Raw genomic sequence first — 21,212 nt, 5'->3', positions numbered from 1 at the left:
CCAGGAGATTTCCATGAAAGCGATTTGGAGCATGGCTGGAGTCCTGTTGGTGGCCTCGCTCGCCCTGGGCCAGGAGAAGGTACGGTCCACACCCGCGCAGGTGAGGATCGACCAGGCGCGCAGCGCCATCGAGAAGCACCCCGAGCACCCTCAGGCCTACAATGACCTCGCGCTCGCCCTGGCGCGCCGCGCACGTGAGACGGGAGATCCCGCGTTCTACGAGCAGGCCGAGGCGGCTCTGAAGAAGTCCTTCCGCCTCCAGCCCGGCAACTTCGAGGGCCTGAAGGTCCAGAGCTGGCTGTTGTTGGGCAAACATGAGTTCGCCAAGGCTCGCGAGCTGGCGCGTGAGCTCAACCGCCGCTCGCCAGACGACGTGCTCGTGTATGGATACCTCGCGGACGCCAATGCCGAGCTCGGCAACTACGAGGAGGCGGAGGCCGCCGCGCAGTGGATGCTCGACCTCCGCCCGGGCAACATCCCCGGACTGACACGCGCGGCGTACCTGCGCGAGCTCTACGGCGACATCGAGGGAGCGCTGGAGTTGATGCGCAACGCCTATGACCGGACCGACCCGAGCGAGCTCGAGGACCGCGCCTGGCTCCTGACGCAGCTCGGTCACCTGCATCTCGTCATCGGAGAGCAGCGCGAAGCCGAGTCCGCGCTGACCGAGGCCTTGCGCCTGTTTCCCGGCTATCACTACGCACTCGGGACGCTCGGCACGCTCCGCATGGAGCAGCAGCGCTGGAAGGAAGCCGTCGAGATCCTCGAGCAGCGCCATGCGGCCGCACCCCACCCTGAGAACCTCTATCCCCTGGCGCAAGCACTGGAGCGCGCTGGCCGCCCCCGCGAAGCACGCAAGGCCTTCCGCGACTTCGAACGGCAGGCCTTGCGCGAGAGTGAGGGCGCCGACAACGCCAACCGTGAGTTGATCTTCTATTACATCGAGCACGCCAACAAACCGGCCCAGGCCCTGCGTCTGGCGGAGCGAGAAGCCGCTCGCCGCCAGGATGTCCATACCCTGGACGCGTATGCCTGGGCACTCCATGCCAACGGCCGGGACCGAGAGGCACGGGCACAAATCGAGCGCGTGCAGAAGGTCGGTTCCCGAGATCCCCTCTTCCAGTCGCATGCCCGCGCCATCCCGGCCGGGAAGGAGGTGTCCGGATGATGCGAGTTCCTGGGTGGTGGGCCGGAGGAGTCCTTCTTCTTTCCCTCCACGCGGCCCACGCCGCCCCCCGCCTGCAGGCGGAAGAGCGATACATGCCCCTGCTCAGCCGTGCCGCCGAGATGCACGTGGATCCGGCCCCGCGGGAGAGCGGGGTGTGCCCTCCCGAGCTCGTCTTCTCCCTGACGCGGATGGGAGATCCCCTGGTCCCCCGCCCCCAGACCTATGCATTGTCTCCGGGAGGGCCGGCCGGTGCGCTCGGGATGACCCTCTCGCCATTCCGCTTCCGAGCGGGAGGGCACCAGCTCTCCGTGCTCGACCTGGACATGGCCTACGAGACCAGCGGAGGAGCCTCGAGCACGGCCCTCCAGGTGGGCGTGCTCAAGGTGGATGTCTCCTTCTGAACCGGGGTTACGGCGGCGCCGTCACCGCGTGGGCGCCACCACCGGCTTCTTCGCCGCGGTCTTCGTCCACTGGTCCAGCCAGTCCAGCACCGTCTCGTGCCAGTGGATGCTGTTGGCCGGCTTCACCACCCAGTGGTTCTCGTCCGGGAAGTAGAGGAACTTGGACGGAATCCCCCGCCGCTGCAGCACCGTGAAGGTGGACAGGCCCTGCGTCTCCACCACCCGGAAGTCCTGCCCGCCGTGAATCACCAGCATCGGCGTCTTCCACTTCGCCACGTGGTCGATCGGGTTGTGCTTCGTGTACCCCGCCGGGTTCTCCCACGGCGTGCCCCCGTGCTCCCACTCGGGGAACCACAGCTCCTCCGTGTTGAAGTACGCCAGCCGCTCGTCCAGGTTGCCGTCGTGGTTCACCAGGCACCGGAAGCGCTCCGGCAGCTGCCCGGCGATCCAGTTGATCATGTACCCGCCGTAGCTCGCCCCCAGCGCGCATACCTTGTCGCCGTCCAGGAAGGAGTACCGCTTCACCGCCGCCTCCAGACCCTTCTGCAGGTCCTCCAACGGCTTGCCGCCCCAGTCCCCCCGGATGGAGTCCGTGAAGCCCTGGCCGTACCCCGTCGAGCCGTGGAAGTCGACCATCACCGCCGCGTAGCCCCGGCCCGCGTACGTCTGCGGGTTCCACCGGTAGTGAAAGTGGTTGCCGAAGCTGCCCTGCGGCCCGCCGTGGATCAGGAACGCCACCGGGTACTTCTTCTTCGGGTCGAAATCGACCGGCTTCACCACGTACGCGCGCACCGTCTCGCCATTCCAGCCCGGGAACTCGAACTGCTCGAAGTCACCGAAGCGCAGGCGCGACATCGCCTCCTCGTTCACCCGGGTGAGCTGGCGCAGGTCGCTCCCGTCCGCGCGCACCGAGTAGAGGTCCGCCGGGGACTTCAGGTCATCGCGCAGGAAGGCGATGCGTCCGTCCGGCAGCGGCTGCGGCTCGGCGGCGTAGCCCGGGCCACTGAAGGCCGTCACCTGGCCGCTCGCCACGTCGATGGAGAAGGCACGGTGGTGGCCGATGTCATCCGCGGTGACGAGCACGGACTTCCCATCCGGGCTCCACGCGAGCGAGCCGGCCGAGCGGTCCCACGGCTCGGCGAGGACGCGCTCCTTGCCCTCCGGCCACGAGCGCAGCACCACGCGCAGCCGATCCGACTCGAAGCCCGGGCGCGACATGGCCAGGTACGCGAGCGTCTTGCCGTCCGGGCTGAACACGGGGTGCGTGTCCGTGGCGCGGTTCTTCTCGGTGAGCTTCTTCGGCGTGCCGGCCTTGTCCACCGGGGCCAGGAAGAGGTCCAGGTCCGTGGACCAGGACTCGCTGTTGCCCACGTCGCGCGCGGTGAAGACGAGCCCCTTGCCATCCGGCGTGAAGGTGAACTCCTCCGGGCCGCCGAAGGGCTTGCTGGGACCATCCGCGTCCATGCCCGCCATCACGTCGCGCGGGGCGGCGCTGCCATCCACCGGCAGCACGAAGAGGTGCGAGCGCTTGCCGTTGCCCCACGTGTCCCAGTGGCGGACGAAGAGCTTGTCGTACACCTGGCCGGTGCTCTTGGACTGCGTCTTCTCCTTCTGGCGCTGGGTGTTGCACTCCAGCGTGGGGCAGTCGGGGTAGACCTCCATGGCCACGGCGAGCTTCTTGCCGTCACCCGACAGGGCGAAGGCGCCCACGTCCAGGGGCAGCTTCGTGACGGCCTGGGCCTCGCCCCCGTCGAGCGGCAGGCGGAACACCTGACGGGAGCCCCCGCGCGAGGAGAGGAAGTAGAGGCTCTGACCATCCGGGCTCCAGACGGGCTGGGCCTCGCTCTCGGGAGAGGAGGTGAGCTGGCGCAGACCGGTGCCGTCGGCGTTGACGAGCCACAGGTCCGTGCGGCCCTTGTTGGCCTCCAGGTCGGTGGAGCGCAGCACGAAGGCGATGCGCTTGCCATCCGGAGATGCGCTCGGATTGCTGATCCGGCGCATCGAGACCTGGTCCTGGATGGTGAAGGGCTGGGGTTTGGCGGGAGCGGCGGTGAGGGCGAGCGCCGCGAAGAGGGAGAGGGTCAAGGGGTCCTCCGTGCGAGTCAACCGCTCACACCCCGAGGACAGACCGGGGTGCGAGGCGGTGGGACGGTGCCCGTTTCAACCGCGGGTGTCCACCGTTCATCCCCACCCGCCGCGAAGCGGCCGTTCCCCTGCCCCCCGGCCCATACCCTGCGTCAACCTCCCCTCTCCCAGGGGGAGAGGGAGCAGGCGTGACTCAGCCGCGCGCCGAGCGGGTCCGGGCGCGGTTCTTCGTCCCGGACGCGGAGCGGCCGCTCTTCGCCGTGGACTTCTGCTTGCGGCCCGCCGGCGGCTTGCGGGCCGAGCCGGACGACTTCTTCGACGACTTCTTCTTGGACGCCTTCACCGCCTTCTTCCGGGACGCCTCCTCCTCCATCTTCTCCATCGGGGCGAGGATGGTGCCACGGCAGGTGGGAGCGCCACAGCGGCAGACGTAGAGCGCCTCCTCCTCGGGGCCCATGTCCCCGGTGCGGTCGTACGAGTAGTCGTAGCCGAGCTCCTCGCCCACGCCGATGTCCCGCAGGGCGTAGATGAAGATGCGCTCCCCCTCGAGGAAGGCCTGGCAGTTGGGGGCACACGAGTGGTTGATGAAGCGGGCGTCGTTGCCCTCGTGCGCCGCGTCGATGACCGTGTCCTCGTCCACGTTGAAGAGGAAGGTGTGGTGGCGCGACATGGCCGTGTCGTCGTAGCGCTCATCCGCCACGGCCTGGGAGATGCGCTCCCCCACGTACTCGATGATGCGCGCGCCCTTGCGGATGGGGCGCGTGGCGAAGGCGCCACGTCCCTGGATGGACGAGGACCTCAGCTCGAAGGGCTGCGGCGTGAGGGTGGTCAGCTTGCGGGAGGAGGGCTTCTTGTTCGTGGGTGCGGGCATCGGAAGGGAAGTAGAGACGCGCCAGGAAAGGCGCGGTAGGGTGCCTCAGTCTGACCTTTGAAGAAAGAAAGGCGCTCGACGATGCGGCTGTGGCTCATTCTCGGCGCGGCAAGCGCGTTCCTGTCCGTGGCGGCGGGAGCGTTCGGCGCGCACGCGCTCCGTGCAAGGCTCACCCCGGACCTCCTGACCATCTTCGAAACCGGCGCGCGCTACCACATGTACCACTCGCTGGGGCTGATCGCGATCGGTCTGCTGAGCCAGGTGCGCCCCAGCCCCCTGCTGAACAACGCCGGGTGGGCCATGACGGTGGGCATCCTGCTCTTCTCCGGCAGCCTGTACGCGCTGGCGCTCTCCGGTGTGCGCGCCCTGGGCGCCATCACCCCGGTTGGCGGACTGGGCTTCCTCGCGGGCTGGCTGCTGTTCGCCATCGCCGCCTGGCGCCAGACGGGCTGAACGGCACGTGAACCCCAAGGACGAGAAGCTACAACCCAGGTTGGGCACGGAGCTGCGCATGGCCCGCATGCGCCTGGAGCTCACCCAGGAGCAGGTGGCCAAGGCCGTGGGCTTCGTCCCCACCGTCTACGGCCGCATCGAGCGCGGGGACATGATGCCCAGTACCCCCAAGCTCAAGGCCCTCTGCGTGCTGCTGGGCATCTCCGCCGATGTGCTCCTGGGGGTGAAACCCTCGGAGGACCCGCCCACGCAAGAGCCTCCAGCGCCTCCACCCGGAGATCCCCCCGAGTTGCGGCGCCTCGCCATGCTCGTGCGCGAGCTGCCGCCCGACCGGTTCCGTTTGTTCCGCGTGGCCCTCCGCTCCATCTCCCACCCCGATGAGGAGGAGTGAGCACACCCCCTTGACATCCAACAGGGTGGAACTGTCGGAAACCGGTCACTCCGACGGGAGTGCCCTCTCCAGATGTCCGTCGGCGGACACTTTTCGGCCTGCTCGTCTGCCTGGGCGTCAGTCAGCCGACAGGGTGTTCAACGTTCGCCCTGGGTAGAAGTGAGGAGTGGCGGTAAACAAGCTCGGTGTCTGATCCCCGGACGGCCCGCGCGCTCCCCGCTTCGCCCACCATGTCCTCGCCCCCCGCGCTCTCACGTGTAGACGTCCTGACCGTGGATGACACCCCGGCCAACCTCCGCTCCCTGGAGGTGCTCATGGCCGACATGGGTGCCAACATCGTCACCGCCTCCTCGGGTGACGAGGCCCTGCGCCTCCTGCTGGACAGGGACTTCGCCCTCATCCTCCTGGACGTACAGATGCCGGGAATGGATGGCTACGAGACGGCGAGCCTCATCCGGATGCGCGAGCGCACGCGCCACATCCCCATCATCTTCATCACCGCCTACAACCGCAGCGAGGTGAACGTCACGCGCGGCTACGAGCTGGGCGCGGTGGACTACCTCTTCAAGCCCATCGTCCCGGAGATCTTCCGCACGAAGGTGACGGTCTTCCTGGACCTGCACCGCAAGACGGAAGAGGTGCGCCGGCAGGCGGAGCTGCTGCGGCAGGCGGAGAACCGCGAGCACGAGCGCAAGCTGGCCGAGGCCCGCGCGCACTACGAGCGCTCCCTGCTGGAGCAGGAGATGGAGCGCGAGCGCAAGGTGTCCGAGGCCCGCGAGCAGCGCGCCCAGGAGCTGGTGCGGCTCGTCAACGAGAAGGAGCAGGCCCAGTCGGCCCTGCACGAGAGCAACGCCCGGCTGCGGCTGCTCGCGGACGTGGCCAGCCGCCTGCTGAAGGGCCCCGACGGCCGCACCCTCCTCAACAGCGTCCACCATCAGATCGTCGAGCACCTGGGCCTCGAGGTCTGCCTGGGCTACCTCTTCCAGGAGGGCCATGGCGCCCTGCAGCTGGCGGCCCACGCGGGCATCCCCGAGGGCCTGCTGCCCCGGCTGGAGCTGCTGACGCCCGGACAGGGCGTCGCGGGCCGGGTGGCCGCCGAGAACAAGCGCTGGGTGCTCGACGCCGGCTCCGCCGCCAACGGTCCCGCCCCGGATGCCGCGCCGGAGCTGGGACTGGCCGCCCTCGCCTGCTACCCGCTGCTCAGCCAGGGCCGCGTCCTGGGCACGCTGGCCTTCGGCACGCGCACCATGCGCGCCTTCTCCGCCGACGAGCTGTCCCTCATGCAGGGCGTGTGCGATCAGGTCGCCGTGGCCCTGGAGCGCGAGCGCCTCATCGGCGCGCTGCGCGAGGCGGACCGGCGCAAGGACGAGTTCCTCGCCATGCTCGCCCACGAGCTGCGCAACCCCCTGGCCCCCGTCCGCCACGCGCTCGAGGTCTTCCGCATGCGCATGTGGCAGGACGACATCATCCAGCGCACCATCGCCAGCGCGGATCGCCAGGTGGCGCACATGACGCGGCTGGTGGATGACCTGCTGGACGTCAGCCGCATCACCCGCGGCAAGGTGGAGCTCAAACCCGTCCTCGTCGCCCTCACGGACGTGGTGGAGGGTGCGGTGCAGGCCTGCGAGCCCATCGTCACCCAGCGCCGCCATGAGCTGAGCGTCTCGATGCCCTCCGAGGCGGTGATGCTCAACGTGGACCCCACCCGCATGACGCAGGTGGTGGCCAACCTGCTGCACAACGCGGCCAAGTACACGCCCTCCGGCGGCCGCATCCAGCTCAAGGCCGAGCGCCAGGACGACGAGCTGGTGCTGAGCGTGCGCGACACCGGCATCGGCCTGCGGCCGGAGATGCTCCACCGCGTCTTCGATCTCTTCGTGCAGGTGGACCCCGGCAGCGACCGCGCCCAGGGCGGGCTCGGCCTGGGCCTCACCCTGGTGCGCAGCCTGGTGGAGATGCACGGCGGCAGCGTGTCCGCCCGCAGCGAGGGCCTCTCCCAGGGCAGCGAGTTCACCGTCCGCCTCCCCCTGCCCGCCGAGGCTCCCGCGGCGCTCTCGCTGCCCACCCTGTTGAAGGCCGCCGCCGCCACCGCCCAGAAGCTGCAACCGCTCCACATCCTCCTCGTGGAGGACAACCCGGACATCCGCGAGACGCTGAAGGATCTGCTGGAGCTCCACGGCCACCGCGTGCAGGAGGCCAGTGACGGCCGCTCGGCCGTGGACCTGGTGCTCTCCCAGCGCCCCCAGGTGGCCCTGGTGGACATCGGCCTTCCGGAGCTGGACGGCTACAAGGTGGCCGAGCTCGTCCGTGCCTCCGCCGGCGGCTCCGATACCCGGCTCGTCGCCCTCACCGGCTATGGCCATCCCGAGGACCGCAAACGCGCACTCGAGGCGGGCTTCGACGCCCACCTCGTCAAGCCGGTGTCCTCCGATGACCTGTCTCAAGTCTTGAAGAAGCTCTGTACGGCGGCCTGAAACCGCCCCCCCTCCCCCAGGTGACCGGTGGACGGCCCCTCATGGGCGCCATTCCGCCGGACAAGCAGCACAGGAGAAGCCCCACACCATGGCAACGCAGTCCGACAAGGCGCCCGCCGAAAACGCGCTCGATCCCAAGCTCCTCCTCAAGACGCTCCAGTCGCTCCGCAAGGGGGACTTCAGCGTCCGCATGCCCGAGGACCGGACAGGGACCACGGGGAAGATCTACGACACCTTCAACGAGGTCATCACCCTCAACCAGGCGCTGGTGCACGAGCTGGAGCGCGTCAGCACCGTGGTGGGCCGCGAGGGCCGCATCACCCAACGCGCCACGCTCAACGGCGCCGTGGGCAGCTACCAGGCGGCCGTGGAGGCGGTGAACTCGCTCATCGCCGACCTGGCCCAGCCCACCACCGAGGTGGCCCGCGTGATCGGCGCCGTGGCCAAGGGTGACCTCACCCAGACCATGGCCCTGGAGTTCGAGGACCGCCCCCTCAAGGGCGAGTTCCTCCGCACCGCCCAGGTCGTCAACAGCACCGTGGCCCAGCTGTCCTCGTTCGCCAGTGAAGTGACCCGCGTGGCCCGCGAGGTGGGTACCGAAGGAAAGCTGGGCGGCCAGGCCGTGCTGCGCGGCGTGTCCGGCACCTGGAAGGAGCTCACCGACAGCGTGAACCTGATGGCGAGCAACCTCACCGCCCAGGTGCGCAACATCGCCGACGTGACGACCGCCGTGGCCAACGGCGACCTGTCCAAGAAGATCACCGTGGACGTGCGCGGTGAGATCGCCGAGCTGAAGCAGACCATCAACACGATGGTGGACAACCTCAACACCTTCTCCGGCGAAGTGACCCGCGTGGCCCGCGAAGTGGGTACCGAGGGTAAGCTCGGCGGTCAGGCCCAGGTGAAGGGCGTGTCCGGTACGTGGAAGGACCTCACGGACAACGTGAACTCCATGGCCAGCGGCCTCACCGCCCAGGTGCGTGACATCGCCAAGGTCGCCACCGCCGTCGCCAACGGTGACCTCGGCCAGAAGGTCACCGTGGACGTGAAGGGAGAAATCCTCGAGCTCAAGAACACCATCAACAAGATGGTGGACAACCTCAACACCTTCTCCGGCGAGGTGACCCGCGTTGCCCGCGAGGTGGGTACCGAAGGAAAGCTGGGCGGCCAGGCCAAGGTCGAGGGCGTGTCCGGAACGTGGAAGGACCTCACGGACAGCGTGAACCAGATGGCCAGCAACCTCACCGCCCAGGTGCGTGACATCGCGGATGTCACCACGGCGGTGGCCCGCGGCGACCTGTCCAAGAAGGTCACCGTGGACGTGAAGGGCGAGATTCTGGCCCTCAAGAACACCATCAACACGATGGTGGATCAGCTCTCCTCCTTCGCCTCCGAAGTGACCCGCGTCGCCAAGGAAGTGGGTACGGAAGGAAAGCTCGGCGGTCAGGCCCGGGTGGAGGGTGTCGCCGGTACGTGGAAGGACCTCACGGACAACGTGAACTCCATGGCCAGCGGCCTCACCGCCCAGGTGCGCGACATCGCCAAGGTGGCCACCGCGGTGGCCAACGGTGACCTCGGCCAGAAGATCACCGTGGACGTGCGCGGGGAGATCCTCGAGCTCAAGAACACCATCAACAAGATGGTGGACAACCTCAACACCTTCTCCGTCGAGGTGACGCGCGTCGCCCGCGAGGTGGGTACCGAAGGAAAGCTCGGCGGCCAGGCCCAGGTGAAGGACGTCGCCGGTACGTGGAAGGACCTCACGGACAACGTGAACCAGATGGCCTCGAACCTCACGGGCCAGGTCCGCAACATCGCCGAGGTGACCACCGCCGTGGCCCGGGGCGATCTCTCCAAGAAGATCACCGTGGACGTGAAGGGCGAGATCCTCGCCCTCAAGAACACCATCAACACGATGGTGGATCAGCTCTCGTCCTTCGCCTCCGAAGTGACCCGCGTCGCCAAGGAAGTGGGTACCGAGGGCAAGCTGGGCGGTCAGGCGCAGGTGGAAGGCGTCTCCGGTACGTGGAAGGACCTCACGGACAACGTGAACTCCATGGCCGGCAACCTCACCGCCCAGGTGCGCGACATCGCCAAGGTGACGGCGGCCGTGGCCAACGGCGACCTCTCCAAGAAGGTCACCGTGGACGTGAAGGGCGAGATCCTCGAGCTGAAGAACACCATCAACACCATGGTGGACCAGCTCTCCTCGTTCGCCTCCGAAGTGACCCGCGTGGCCCGCGAGGTGGGTACCGAGGGCAAGCTGGGTGGTCAGGCCGTGGTGCGTGGGGTCGCCGGTACGTGGAAGGACCTCACCGACAGCGTGAACAGCATGGCCAGCGGCCTCACCGCCCAGGTGCGTGACATCGCCAAGGTCGCCACCGCGGTGGCCAACGGCGACCTCGGCCAGAAGATCACCGTGGATGTGCGCGGTGAGATTCTCGAGCTGAAGAACACCATCAACACGATGGTGGACAACCTCAACACCTTCTCCGGCGAGGTGACCCGCGTTGCCCGCGAGGTGGGTACCGAAGGAAAGCTCGGCGGCCAGGCCCAGGTGAAGGGCGTGTCCGGCACCTGGAAGGACCTCACGGACAACGTGAACTCCATGGCGAGCAACCTGACCGACCAGGTGCGCAACATCGCCGAGGTGACCACCGCCGTGGCGCGCGGTGACCTGTCCAAGAAGATCACCGTGGACGTGAAGGGCGAGATCCTGGAGCTGAAGAACACCATCAACACGATGGTGGATCAGCTCTCCTCGTTCGCCTCGGAAGTGACCCGCGTCGCCAAGGAAGTGGGTACGGAAGGAAAGCTGGGCGGCCAGGCGCAGGTGAAGGGCGTCAGCGGTACCTGGAAGGACCTGACCGACAACGTGAACAGCATGGCGAGCAACCTGACCGCTCAGGTGCGCGACATCGCCAAGGTGACCACCGCCGTCGCCATGGGTGATCTCTCCAAGAAGATCACCGTGGACGTGAAGGGCGAGATCCTCGAGTTGAAGCAGACCATCAACACGATGGTGGATCAGCTCTCGTCCTTCGCTTCCGAAGTGACCCGCGTGGCCCGCGAGGTGGGTACCGAAGGAAAGCTGGGCGGCCAGGCGCAGGTGCAGGGCGTCGCCGGCATCTGGAAGGATCTCACGGACAACGTGAACAGCATGGCCAGCAACCTCACGGCCCAGGTGCGAGGCATTGCCACGGTCGTGACCGCGGTGGCCGCCGGTGACCTGAAGCGCAAGCTGGCCCTCGTCGCCAAGGGCGAGATCGCCGCCCTGGCCGACACCATCAACGGGATGATCGACACGCTGGCCACGTTCGCCGACCAGGTGACCACGGTGGCCCGCGAGGTGGGTATCGAAGGAAAACTGGGTGGCCAGGCCAAGGTGCCCGGCGCCGCCGGTACGTGGAAGGACCTCACGGACAACGTGAACTCGATGGCCGGCTCGCTCACCACCCAGGTGCGCTCGCTCGCCGAGGTCGCCACCGCCGTGGCCAAGGGCGACCTGACCCGGAGCATCTCGGTGGAGGCCCAGGGCGAGATGGCCGCCCTGAAGGACAACATCAACCAGATGATCTCCAACCTGCGTGACACCACGCAGAAGAACACCGAGCAGGACTGGCTGAAGACCAACCTCGCGCGCTTCACCCGCCTGCTGCAGGGCCAGCGCGAGCTGGAGACGGTCTCCAAGCTCATCCTCAAGGAGCTGGCGCCGCTGGTGCAGGCGCAGCACGGCGTGTTCTACATCATGGACGGCGGCGACAAGATGCAGGCACTGCGTCTGCTGTCCGCCTACGCCTACAAGGAGCGCAAGAGCCTCGCCAACTCCTTCAAGCTGGGCGAGGGTCTGGTGGGCCAGTGCGCCCTGGAGAAGGACCGCATCCTCCTCACCGACGTGCCGGACGACTACATCCGCATCAACAGCGGACTGGGTGAGGCCAAGCCCCTCAACATCGTCGTCCTCCCCGTCATCTTCGAGGGCCAGGTCAAGGCCGTCATCGAGCTGGCCAGCTTCTACCGGTTCAGCGAGACGCACCTGTCCTTCCTGGATCAGCTCACCGAGTCCATCGGCATCGTGCTCAACACGATCGCCGCCGGCATGCGGACGGAGGAGCTGCTCAAGCAGTCCCAGAGCCTCGCCGACGAGCTGCGCAGCCAGCAGCAGGAGCTCACCGAGACCAACCGCCGCCTGGAGCAGCAGGCCAAGAGCCTCCAGGCCTCCGAGGAGCGCCTCAAGCAGCAGCAAGAGGAGCTGCAGCAGACCAACGAGGAGCTCGAGGAGCGCAGCCGCCTCCTGCAGGTGCAGAACATGGAGGTCGAGCGCAAGAACCGCGAAATCGAGCAGGCCAAGGTGGCCCTCGAGGAGCGCGCCCAGCAGCTCGCCCTCTCCTCGAAGTACAAGAGCGAGTTCCTGGCCAACATGAGCCACGAGCTGCGCACCCCGCTCAACAGCCTCCTCATCCTCTCCAAGCTGCTGGCGGAGAACTCCGAGGGCAACCTCAGCGGCCGTCAGGTGGAGTTCGCCCAGACGATTCACGGCGCCGGAAGCGACCTGCTCAGCCTCATCAACGACATCCTGGACCTGTCGAAGATCGAGTCCGGAACGATGAGCGTGGACGTGGACGAGGTGTCGCTCAGCAGCCTGAAGGACTTCGTGGAGCGCACCTTCCGCCAGGTGGCCGTGGACCGGAAGCTGGGCTTCAAGCTGGAGTTCACCCAGGCCCTGCCCTCGCACATCCTCACCGACGGACGCCGGCTGCAGCAGGTGCTCAAGAACCTGCTGGCCAACGCCTTCAAGTTCACCGAGGAAGGCCACGTCACCATGGACGTGCGTCCGGCCCGCAGCGGCTGGAGCATCGATCACCCCGTGCTCAACCAGGGCGGCGCGGTGCTCGCCTTCTCCGTCATCGACACGGGCATCGGCATCCCGGAGAACAAGCAGCGCATCATCTTCGAGGCCTTCCAGCAGGCGGACGGCACCACCAGCCGCAAGTACGGCGGCACCGGCCTGGGTCTGTCCATCAGCCGCGAGATCGCCAAGCTGCTGGGTGGCGAAATCAAGGTGAGCAGCACCCCGGGCAAGGGCAGCACCTTCACCCTCTACGTGCCGCAGACGTACGTGCCCGTCACCAGCGCGATCCGCTCGCAGCAGCTCGGCAACGGCGGCAGCGTTGGCAACGGCAACGGCGGCAACGGCGGCGTCTCCTCCGAGCGGGTCACGGCCGAGGCGCGGCTCAACGCGCTGCGCGCGGAAGTGGAGACCGCGGTGCAGGACGCGGAGCTGGCGCGCGAGGAGGAAGTCGAGGACGACCGGCGCAACATCCAGCCGGGAGACCGGACGCTGCTCATCATCGAGGATGACATCGTCTTCGCCCGCATCGTGCTGACCCTGGCCCGCGAGAAGGGCTTCAAGGGCTTGGTGGCGCTGCGCGGAGACACGGGCCTGGCCATGGCGCGCCAGTACCGGCCGGATGCCATCACCCTGGACATCGGCCTGCCCGTCATCGACGGGTGGAACCTGTTGGATCGCCTCAAGCACGACAGCCGCACCCGCCACATCCCGGTGCACATCATCTCCGCCAGCGAGGAGCAGCGCAGCCGTGGCCTCAGGCTGGGCGCGCTGGCGGTGATCCAGAAGCCGGCCAACCGCGAGGCCCTGGGCGATGCCCTGGCCCGGGTGAAGGGCTTCATCGAGCGGCCGGTGAAGAACCTGCTGGTGGTGGAGGACGATCAGCGCCAGCGCGAGAGCATCGTCACCCTCATTGGCAACGGCGACGTGAAGACGACCGCGGTGGGCAGCGGCCAGGATGCCCTCAACGCCATGCAGGAGCGCTACTTCGACTGCGTGGTGCTGGACCTGGGCCTGCCAGACATGACGGGCCTGCAGCTCATCGAGGCGATGAAGATCAAGGGCCACACCCCGCCCATCATCGTCTACACGGGCAAGGAGCTGTCCGAGGAGGAGGAGACGGTCCTCAAGCGGGTCACCGACGCCATCATCATCAAGAGCGTCAAGTCGCCCGAGCAGCTCCTGGACGAGACGGCGCTCTTCCTGCACCGCGTGGAGGCCAACCTGCCCGAGAACAAGCGGGCGATGATCAAGCAGGTGCACCAGAGCGATCCGGTGCTGGCCGGCAAGAAGGTGCTCGTGGTGGACGACGATGTGCGCAACATCTTCGCCCTCACCAGCGTGCTGGAGAAGCACAAGATGCAGGTGCTCTACGCGGAGAACGGCCGCAAGGGCATCGACATCATCCGCGCCACGCCGGACCTCAACGTCGTCCTCATGGACGTGATGATGCCGGAGATGGACGGCTACGAGACCATGCGCGCCATCCGCCAGGTCAACGAGCTGAAGAGCCTGCCCATCATCGCGCTCACCGCCAAGGCCATGAAGGGAGACCGCGAGAAGTGCATCGACGCGGGCGCCAGCGACTACATCACCAAGCCGGTGGAGACGGACCAGTTGCTCAGCTTGCTGCGCGTGTGGCTGTTCAAGAACGCCGAGCGTGCGCACTCTGGCGGCAACAACAACGGGTAACCCCCGTCTCGAGTGAGCGGGCAGTGGGTGACGGGTGATGAAGGAAGCGCTGGTGCGTGAATCGGTCGAGGGTGATGACGCCCTCGAGGACATCGAGCTGGACCTGCTCCTCGAGGGCATCATGCGGCGCTACGGCCTCGACTTCCGGGGCTACGCCCGCACGTCCCTGCGGCGGCGGGTGTGGAACATGGTCCACGCCCAGAAGCTGGAGACGCTCTCCGCGCTCCAGGCCAGGGTGCTGCACAACTCCTCCGCGATGGAGGAGCTGCTGCAGCACCTGTCCGTCAACACCACCACCATGTTCCGGGACCCGAGCTTCTTCGCGGCGTTCCGGGAGAAGGTGGTCCCCCACCTCTTCTCCGCCCCCTTCGTGCGCATCTGGCACGCCGGGTGCTCCACGGGTGAGGAGGTGTACTCGCTGGCCATCCTCCTCACGGAGGCGGGCCTGTACGAGCGCAGCCGCATCTACGCCACGGACATGAACGCGGCCGTGGTGGAGCGGGCCAAGTCCGGCATCTTCCCCATGGAGCACATGCGGGAGTACACGGCCAACTACCTGCGCGCCGGGGGCACCGCCGCCTTCAGCGACTACTACACGGCCAACTACGACCACGCCATCTTCAAGGCGCCGCTGCGCAAGAACATCGTCTTCGCCCAGCACAACCTGGTGAGCGACGGCACCTTCAACGAGTTCAACGTCATCCTCTGCCGCAACGTGCTCATCTACTTCGGCCCGGACCTGCAGACGCGCGTGTACCGGCTGCTGAACCAGTCGCTGCGGCGCTTCGGCGTGCTCGCGCTCGGGCGCGGCGAGACGCTGCGCCACACCGTCATCGAGACCGAGTACGACGAGGTGGATGCGCAGGAGCGCCTCTACCGCCGCCGCGCCTGATCAGTGGGGAGCGGGGGGAAGCGGCTCGTCACGCCCCTCGGGGGAGAGTTCCTGCTCCACCTTCTTGCGCACCACCTGCTTGGTGGCGATTTCCTCTTCCTCGCTGCGCTGGCGCCGGCGCACCAGGCCCTGCGCCTCGTCCACGAACCAGAAGAGCACCCGGAAGAAGGCGGCGATGACGGTGACGAGGATGGAGGAGAAGAACCAGCTCAGCACCGTGCCTGGCCAGCCGCCCACCACCACCGTGATGGGATAGGTGCCCGTGAGCGGCACCAGCACGAAGGCCACGTAGTGCGAGGTGCAATAAGGACAGGACGCCAGGTAACCGCACCAGGTCTCCTTGCCTCCGAGCCGCGCGCGCAGGGGCGCGAAGAGACGCTCCCGGGTGAGGGTCTGGGAGATCCCCATCACCACCGCGGATACGGCGAAGAGCTGGAACAGGTCCCTCATGTGGCCAAAGGTGACAACGGACCCGGGCAGGCGCCGTAGGTCCATCGGCCACCCGACCGAAGTCCAGGGAGGCGAGTGGACAGGCGCTGCTCAGCGAGCCCGCCGCTCCTGACGCTCGCGGGCCTCGGCCTGCTTGCGGCGTGAGGCCTCGGCGGCGGTCTCCGGAGGCACCAGCGCGTGCGGCCCGCGGCCGATGAGATCCTCGCGGCCGGCCTGCTGCAACGCCTCGCGGGCCAGGGGCCAGTGCTCGGGGTTCCAGAAGAGCAGCAGCGCCTTCTGTAACCGCTTCTCCCGCAGCCCCTTCGCCGTGTAGACGGGCTCCATCTTCAGGGGATCCATTCCCGTGTAGTACATGGCCGTGGCCACGGACATGGGCGTGGGGATGAAGTCCTGCACCTGGCGCGGCCGCTTGCCGTTCTGCTTCAGCCACAGCGCCAGCTCCACCATGTCATCCAGCGCCGAGCCCGGGTGGCCGCTGATGAAGTAGGGAATGTCGTACTGCTCCTTGCCGGCCTCCTCGCTGGCGCAGGCGAACATGTGCTGGAAGCGCTCGAAGCTCTCGATGCCGGGCTTCTTCATCTTCTCCAGCACGCGGGGCGACACGTGCTCGGGCGCCACCGACAGCTGGCCACCCACGTGGTGCGCGGCGAGCTCCTTCACGTACTCGGGGGAGCGCTCGGCCAGGTCGTAGCGCACGCCGCTGGCGATGAAGACGTGTTTGACGCCCTCCTCCGCTCGCACCTGCTTCATCACGTCGATGAGGGGCCCGTGGTCCGTTTGCAGGTTCTCGCAGACGCCAGGGTGCACGCAGGACAGCTTGCGGCAGCGCCGCTCGATGTCCTCGCTCTTGCACTTGAGCTTGTACATGTTGGCCGTGGGGCCACCCAGGTCCGTGATGGTGCCGCGGAAGTCCCCCATGCGCCGCAGGGCCCGCACCTCGCGCAGCACGCTCTCCGCGCTGCGGCTCTGGATGACACGGCCCTCGTGCTCGGTGATGGAGCAGAAGGTGCACCCGCCGAAACAGCCGCGCATCAGCACGATGGAGTGCTTCACCGTCTCGTAGGCGGGGATGCGCTCCTTGTACATGGGGTGCGGGACGCGGTTGAACTTGAGGTCATACAGCTCGTCCATGGCCACCGACGAGTTGTCCCCCTTGCCTTCCCCGTCCTCCAGGGGCCGCGCTGGCGGGTTGAAGTAGACGGCGCGGTTGCCATGCCGCTGCGCCAGGGGCCGCCCGTTGCCGGGGTTGGTCTCCATCTGGAAGTCGCGCGACATGCGGGCGAACGCCAGCTTGTCCGCCACCACCTCCTCGTAGGAGGGCAACACCACCACCTTCTGGTCCACGGCGCGCTTCGCCGGGTCCGCCTCGTGGGCCTTCATCTCCGCGTCGTTGATGATGTACGCAGTGCCGCGCACGTCGCGGAGGTCTTCGATGCGCTCGCCCCGGCGCATGCGGTCGGCCACCTCCCAGACGGGGCGCTCGCCCATGCCGAAGACGAGCAGGTCCGCCTTGGCGTCCATGAGGATGGAGCGGCGCACCTTGTCGCTCCAGTAGTCGTAGTGGGCGATGCGGCGCAGCGAGGCCTCGATGCCACCGAGGACGATGGGCACGTCCGGGTAGGCCTCGCGGCAGCGCTGGCCGTAGACGATGGTGGCTCGGTCCGGCCGGCAGTTGGTGCGCCCGCCCGGGCTGTACTGATCCTCGGAGCGGTTCTTCTTCTGCGCGGTGAGCCGGTTGAGCATCGAGTCGAGGTTGCCGGCGGCCACCCCGAAGAAGAGCCGGGGCTTGCCCAGCGCCTTGAAGGGCTCGGCGGAGTGCCAGTCCGGCTGGGAGATGATGCCCACCTTGAAGCCACGGCCCTCGAGGAAACGGGCGATGAGGACGGGGCCGAAAGCGGGATGGTCCACGTACGCATCGCCGGAGACGATGATGATGTCGAGTTGCTCCCAGCCTCGGGCCTGCATGTCGGCACGGGTGACGGGGAGGAAGGGATGCGCGTAGCGAGTCTGTGTGGCCATGGGGGTACCCATCCCTCCCCTAACTCTTGAGAACGCCTGGATGCAAACGAATGCTCTCCGGGGAGGACGGAGGGCCCCCGCCCGGCAGCCCGGCCAGCGTCATCCCCAAGCCCACGGGGGAGCAAGTCCCCGTGGTTCGAGCGGCCTTCAGCCCTGGCTCGGCTGCTCGCTGCCCGCCGCCCGCCGCCGCAGCACGGAGGCCGCGAGCCCGTACAGCGTGCTCACCCCCAGGCCAGCGCAGACACAGAGCGGAGGCAGGACGAGCAGCAGGTACTGGGCCCACTTGGTGGACCAGAGCACCAGGAACACCAGACCCACCAGGGCCCAGGCGGCCCACACGGGGCGCTGGCGCCATGTGGCTGGCAACCCGATGGCGGCCAGGGGCAGCAGCACCCAGACCGTGGCACCCGTGGCGAAAACACCCTTGTGCCACTGGGTGGGGGTCGCGTGCGTCAGGTGGTAGAGCGGCTGGTACCAGGGGAGCGCCGAGCGCACCACGTGCTCGCTGTGCGAGTAGTTCCAGTGGAACGTGACGGACGCCCACAGACGCCCCAGGGGATCCGGCCAGAGGGCTGGATGCGCGAGCACGAACACGGCCATCGCCGGGAGGACGAAGGCGGCCCACACACGCCACCGGGCCCGGCCGTACCCCACCAGGAACGGCAGGAAGGCCAGCCCGACCACCATCGCGTACGGGTACTTGCCCGCGGCCGTGAAGCCCAACAGGGCCCCGGAGAGCGCGAGCGGTGCGAGCTGGAAGGGCGCTCCCCGCCCCGCCTCACGGGCACCCCGGCGGGCCCGCTCGAAGGCGAGCACGGCGAGGATGGCGAAGAGGCCGGGGACGGCCTCCAGGTAGGCCTGCGAGGTGTACTTCACGTGGTACGAGTCGAACGCGAGCAGGAGCGCGGCCCCCGGGTGGACCAGGCCGATGAGGCCGGCCTGGAGGATGCCCATGACCCCGGACAGCCAGCGCGTCTGCCGGAAGACGGGCACGGCGGGCTCCGGGATGGGGCGGCCCACGCGCACCGTCTTCCACTCCGGCTCGGGCGTTCCGGACACCAACAACTCCGAGGCATACAGGAGCTTCACCAGCGGTGGGTGCTCGAAGTTCTCCTGGTACGCCACGAGTTCGCCCCAGCGGCCTCCCTCCACCATCTCCGCGTAGCGGTACGCCAGGGGGAGGTAGATGCCCTCGTCGAAGTCCGGGGGCAGCTTCTCGATGGCCCGGGCGCGCTGCCAGGTGGCCGCCAGCAGGGCGAGGAGCAGGGTGACGAGGGCCAGGATGCGTTTGCGCGCCATCGCCGCCGCGAATAGCACAGAATGTCACTGGCCCCCCATGACGCACCCGCACAAGACGATCGTCTTCGACCTCGACGGCACGCTGGTGGACTCGCTGCCGGACATCATCTCCAGCTTCCAATACGGCTTCGCGTGCTTGGGACTGCCAGCGCCCACCGACGCGGAGGTGCGCCCGCTCATCGGCCATCCACTGGAGGCCATGTACGCGCACTTCGCTCCCGCGCACGCGGTCTCGCTGTGCACCGTCTACCGCGAGCATTACGCCCGCAACTTCGTCAACCGCTCGCGCCCCTACCCTGGCGTCGTCGAGCTGCTGCGGACGCTCCGGGAGCGGGGCTACCGGCTGGCCATCGCCACCACCAAGCGCACGGACATGGCCCGGCGATTCGTCGAGGCGCTCGGGCTGACGCCCGCCCTGGACTACGTGCAGGGAACCGATGGCTTCCCCCACAAGCCCGCCCCGGACGTCATCCACCGGGCCCTGGCCGCACTGGGCACCGCCGAGGGCCTGTGGATGGTGGGCGATACCACCCACGACATCCACGCCGGAAAGGCGGCGGGACTGCGCACCTATGCCGTCACCTGGGGCAACCATGACGCCGGGACGCTCGCCACCGCGGCCCCGGACGAGCTCCAGCCGGACCTCGGGCGCCTGTTGGAGCACCTGCCTCCCCTGCCCCAGGCTTAGGGACTCCCGGCCGCCGGCGAGTCCTCGTCGTGCGTGTGCGCCTTCTGCTCCCGGTAATCGGTGATGTGCTCGTAGACGCTCTCCGGGAACTGGAGGTCCTTGTAGACGTTGCAGGCGTCCGGATCATCCATGTTGGGGCAGAGGGGGAACTCCTGCTGCGCCTGGAACTGGAGCACCTTCTCGCGCCGGGGAGGGCTGTAATCCCGGGCCTTCACCTGCTCGATGAGCGCGAGCGCTTGCCGCTCGTCGAAGGCCGGATCCTGCAGGAGCGTGTCCCGCAGTTCCTCCTCGTCCAGGAAGTACCGCGCCACCATGGCGAAGACGAGCCGTCCAAAGTGACCGATGTCCTGACCCGCGTCGAGCGAGTCCAGCAGGTGAGCCATCATCCCATTCTTCCGGAGCGCCTCCCGTCCGCTGCTGCTCCGGGTCTGCTTGCGTGCGCGTGCCATCGCTGAAGTCCTCTCGTGGAAGCCGTCCGAACGCGTCATCTGAAAACACGTTCAGGTCTTTCTCTCGAAAGTAGGCACCGCGTGACGCATGGCCAGCGGTGTCTCACGGCCGTCCGGCGAGCAAGCACCCGGGCCGCCGCGAGCGCATCAGCGCGGCGAGGAGGAACTGAGCACGTCCGGCGTCTGCCCGCTCCGTGTGTCCTCCCGGGAGCCCATCCCCTCGGTGGCCGCCTCGTAGGCCGCGACATAACCGGGATGGTTGGTGCCCATGAGCCGGTCCCACACGTTGAAGTAGAGGCCAAAGTTCCAGTTCGTCTTCTGGTGGTGCTGGTGGTGGTGGGTCGTCGTGTTGAAGATCCACCCCAGCGGCGAGCGCAGGAAGCCGCGCGGGTACATCTCGAAGCCGAGGTGTCCCGTGACGTTGATGAGCAACTGGATGGTGAGGAAGATGAGGAACGCGTCCCGGTGCACCGGCAGCGTGAGCGCGATGAGCGGAGCGATGCCCGCCTCGATGACGGCCTCCAGCGGGTGGAAGGCGTAGGCGGCGAGCGGCGAGGGATTGTTCGACAGGTGGTGCACCCGGTGGACGTACTTGAAGATGCGCTTCCAATGCATGAAGCGGTGCGTCCAGTAGAAGTACGTGTCGTGGAGGATGAGCATCACCGGGATGGACACGATGAACCACACGGTCCCATACCGGCCGTCGTTGTAGATGCGGGACAGCCCGGCCCGGGCGAGCGCGTACATCAGCACGCCCGTGAGCCCGAAGATGGCCAGGCTCACCACCGAGTAGAACACTTCCCTGCGCACCTGCGCCGTGCCGACGGGCTCCGGACCGAGCCGCCGTGACAGCGCGCGCTTCGGCGTCCACCGGTGGAAGACGAGGAACGCCGGGACGGAGAAGAGCACGTAGCGCAGCAGGTTGATGCCGAAGACGAAGAGCGCGACCTCGACCGGCGAGCGCGTGAGCAGGACGGGCATGCGGGCCTCCAGACGGTCCAGCAGCCTACTGCTTTCCATTCGAACAAGGC

General features: G+C 67.8%; 15 protein-coding genes. 8 read left to right on the top strand and 7 right to left on the bottom strand.

The features are described 5' to 3' along the window. The first annotated feature begins 13 nt into the window (after positions 1-13). Positions 14-1,168, top strand: coding sequence for a lipopolysaccharide assembly protein LapB (locus BO221_RS20680; RefSeq protein WP_083681228.1), 1,155 nt, complete (start codon positions 14-16; stop codon positions 1,166-1,168). Between the two features lie 92 nt (positions 1,169-1,260). Beyond that, positions 1,261-1,569: a hypothetical protein gene (locus BO221_RS20675; protein WP_073562185.1), complete on the top strand. Its 309-nt coding sequence runs from the start codon at positions 1,261-1,263 to the stop codon at positions 1,567-1,569. 21 nt (positions 1,570-1,590) lie between these two features. On the opposite strand, the gene BO221_RS20670 is transcribed toward BO221_RS20675, so the two are convergent. Continuing rightward, positions 1,591-3,654, bottom strand: a complete 2,064-nt coding sequence (locus tag BO221_RS20670; RefSeq protein WP_073562184.1) for a S9 family peptidase — start codon at positions 3,652-3,654, stop codon at positions 1,591-1,593. A gap of 193 nt (positions 3,655-3,847) precedes the next feature. Then, positions 3,848-4,525 (bottom strand): SET domain-containing protein, encoded by a 678-nt coding sequence (locus BO221_RS20665; RefSeq protein ID WP_073562183.1) that lies wholly within the window; start codon positions 4,523-4,525, stop codon positions 3,848-3,850. An 81-nt stretch (positions 4,526-4,606) separates the two neighbouring features. Here BO221_RS20665 and BO221_RS20660 point away from each other — a divergent pair, with 81 nt between their 5' ends. The 5 genes from BO221_RS20660 to BO221_RS20640 all read left to right on the top strand — a co-directional run bounded on the left by BO221_RS20660 (position 4,607) and on the right by BO221_RS20640 (position 15,276). Then, the gene (locus tag BO221_RS20660; RefSeq protein ID WP_073562182.1) at positions 4,607-4,978 is read left to right on the top strand and encodes a DUF423 domain-containing protein; all 372 of its coding nucleotides are present in this window, start codon (positions 4,607-4,609) and stop codon (positions 4,976-4,978) included. Positions 4,979-4,985: 7 nt separating this feature from the next. Beyond that, positions 4,986-5,369 carry a helix-turn-helix domain-containing protein gene (locus tag BO221_RS20655; protein ID WP_073562181.1) on the top strand — a complete coding sequence of 128 codons (384 nt, stop codon included), beginning with the start codon at positions 4,986-4,988 and terminating at the stop codon, positions 5,367-5,369. A gap of 230 nt (positions 5,370-5,599) precedes the next feature. Then, positions 5,600-7,843, top strand: a complete 2,244-nt coding sequence (locus tag BO221_RS20650) for a response regulator (RefSeq protein ID WP_073562180.1) — start codon at positions 5,600-5,602, stop codon at positions 7,841-7,843. Between the two features lie 88 nt (positions 7,844-7,931). Next, a complete protein-coding gene (locus BO221_RS20645; RefSeq protein WP_073562179.1) occupies positions 7,932-14,384 on the top strand; it encodes a HAMP domain-containing protein in 6,453 nt (2,150 codons plus the stop codon). A 37-nt stretch (positions 14,385-14,421) separates the two neighbouring features. Further along, a complete protein-coding gene (locus tag BO221_RS20640; RefSeq protein ID WP_073562178.1) occupies positions 14,422-15,276 on the top strand; it encodes a protein-glutamate O-methyltransferase CheR in 855 nt (284 codons plus the stop codon). Here BO221_RS20640 and BO221_RS20635 read toward each other — a convergent pair whose 3' ends face one another. From BO221_RS20635 to BO221_RS20625, 3 genes are all read right to left on the bottom strand, one after another. Next, complete coding sequence (locus tag BO221_RS20635) at positions 15,277-15,771, bottom strand: hypothetical protein (RefSeq protein WP_233166176.1); 495 nt, start codon at positions 15,769-15,771, stop codon at positions 15,277-15,279. It abuts the gene before it with no gap. A 45-nt stretch (positions 15,772-15,816) separates the two neighbouring features. Beyond that, positions 15,817-17,745, bottom strand: a complete 1,929-nt coding sequence (locus BO221_RS20630) for a YgiQ family radical SAM protein (RefSeq protein WP_073562176.1) — start codon at positions 17,743-17,745, stop codon at positions 15,817-15,819. 147 nt (positions 17,746-17,892) lie between these two features. Continuing rightward, positions 17,893-19,044, bottom strand: a complete 1,152-nt coding sequence (locus BO221_RS20625) for a hypothetical protein (protein WP_073562175.1) — start codon at positions 19,042-19,044, stop codon at positions 17,893-17,895. A gap of 37 nt (positions 19,045-19,081) precedes the next feature. On the opposite strand from BO221_RS20625, the gene BO221_RS20620 reads away from it, so the two are divergent. Then, positions 19,082-19,732, top strand: coding sequence for an HAD family hydrolase (locus BO221_RS20620; RefSeq protein WP_073562174.1), 651 nt, complete (start codon positions 19,082-19,084; stop codon positions 19,730-19,732). On the opposite strand, the gene BO221_RS20615 is transcribed toward BO221_RS20620, so the two are convergent. Both BO221_RS20615 and BO221_RS20610 read right to left on the bottom strand, forming a co-directional pair. Then, positions 19,729-20,181, bottom strand: a complete 453-nt coding sequence (locus tag BO221_RS20615; RefSeq protein ID WP_073562173.1) for a hypothetical protein — start codon at positions 20,179-20,181, stop codon at positions 19,729-19,731. The genes BO221_RS20620 and BO221_RS20615 overlap by 4 nt on opposite strands. Before the next feature lie 147 nt (positions 20,182-20,328). Then, positions 20,329-21,162 (bottom strand): sterol desaturase family protein, encoded by an 834-nt coding sequence (locus tag BO221_RS20610; protein WP_073562172.1) that lies wholly within the window; start codon positions 21,160-21,162, stop codon positions 20,329-20,331. Positions 21,163-21,212 lie beyond the last annotated feature (50 nt).

The organism is Archangium sp. Cb G35 (genome assembly GCF_001896145.1).
GTDB classification, from domain to species: Bacteria; Myxococcota; Myxococcia; order Myxococcales; family Myxococcaceae; genus Archangium; species Archangium violaceum.
Note: the sequence above shows the minus strand (reverse complement) of the source record. Positions and strands in the feature narration are given on the sequence as shown.

Coding starts and splice junctions, on each gene's coding strand:
- BO221_RS20680 (WP_083681228.1), top strand. CDS start 14: ATGAAAGCGATTTGGAGCATGGCTGGAGTCCTGTTGGTGGCCTCGCTC.
- BO221_RS20675 (WP_073562185.1), top strand. CDS start 1,261: ATGCCCCTGCTCAGCCGTGCCGCCGAGATGCACGTGGATCCGGCCCCG.
- BO221_RS20665 (WP_073562183.1), bottom strand. CDS start 4,525: ATGCCCGCACCCACGAACAAGAAGCCCTCCTCCCGCAAGCTGACCACC.
- BO221_RS20660 (WP_073562182.1), top strand. CDS start 4,607: ATGCGGCTGTGGCTCATTCTCGGCGCGGCAAGCGCGTTCCTGTCCGTG.
- BO221_RS20650 (WP_073562180.1), top strand. CDS start 5,600: ATGTCCTCGCCCCCCGCGCTCTCACGTGTAGACGTCCTGACCGTGGAT.
- BO221_RS20645 (WP_073562179.1), top strand. CDS start 7,932: ATGGCAACGCAGTCCGACAAGGCGCCCGCCGAAAACGCGCTCGATCCC.
- BO221_RS20640 (WP_073562178.1), top strand. CDS start 14,422: ATGAAGGAAGCGCTGGTGCGTGAATCGGTCGAGGGTGATGACGCCCTC.
- BO221_RS20635 (WP_233166176.1), bottom strand. CDS start 15,771: ATGGACCTACGGCGCCTGCCCGGGTCCGTTGTCACCTTTGGCCACATG.
- BO221_RS20630 (WP_073562176.1), bottom strand. CDS start 17,745: ATGGCCACACAGACTCGCTACGCGCATCCCTTCCTCCCCGTCACCCGT.
- BO221_RS20625 (WP_073562175.1), bottom strand. CDS start 19,044: ATGGCGCGCAAACGCATCCTGGCCCTCGTCACCCTGCTCCTCGCCCTG.
- BO221_RS20620 (WP_073562174.1), top strand. CDS start 19,082: ATGACGCACCCGCACAAGACGATCGTCTTCGACCTCGACGGCACGCTG.
- BO221_RS20615 (WP_073562173.1), bottom strand. CDS start 20,181: ATGGCACGCGCACGCAAGCAGACCCGGAGCAGCAGCGGACGGGAGGCG.
- BO221_RS20610 (WP_073562172.1), bottom strand. CDS start 21,162: ATGCCCGTCCTGCTCACGCGCTCGCCGGTCGAGGTCGCGCTCTTCGTC.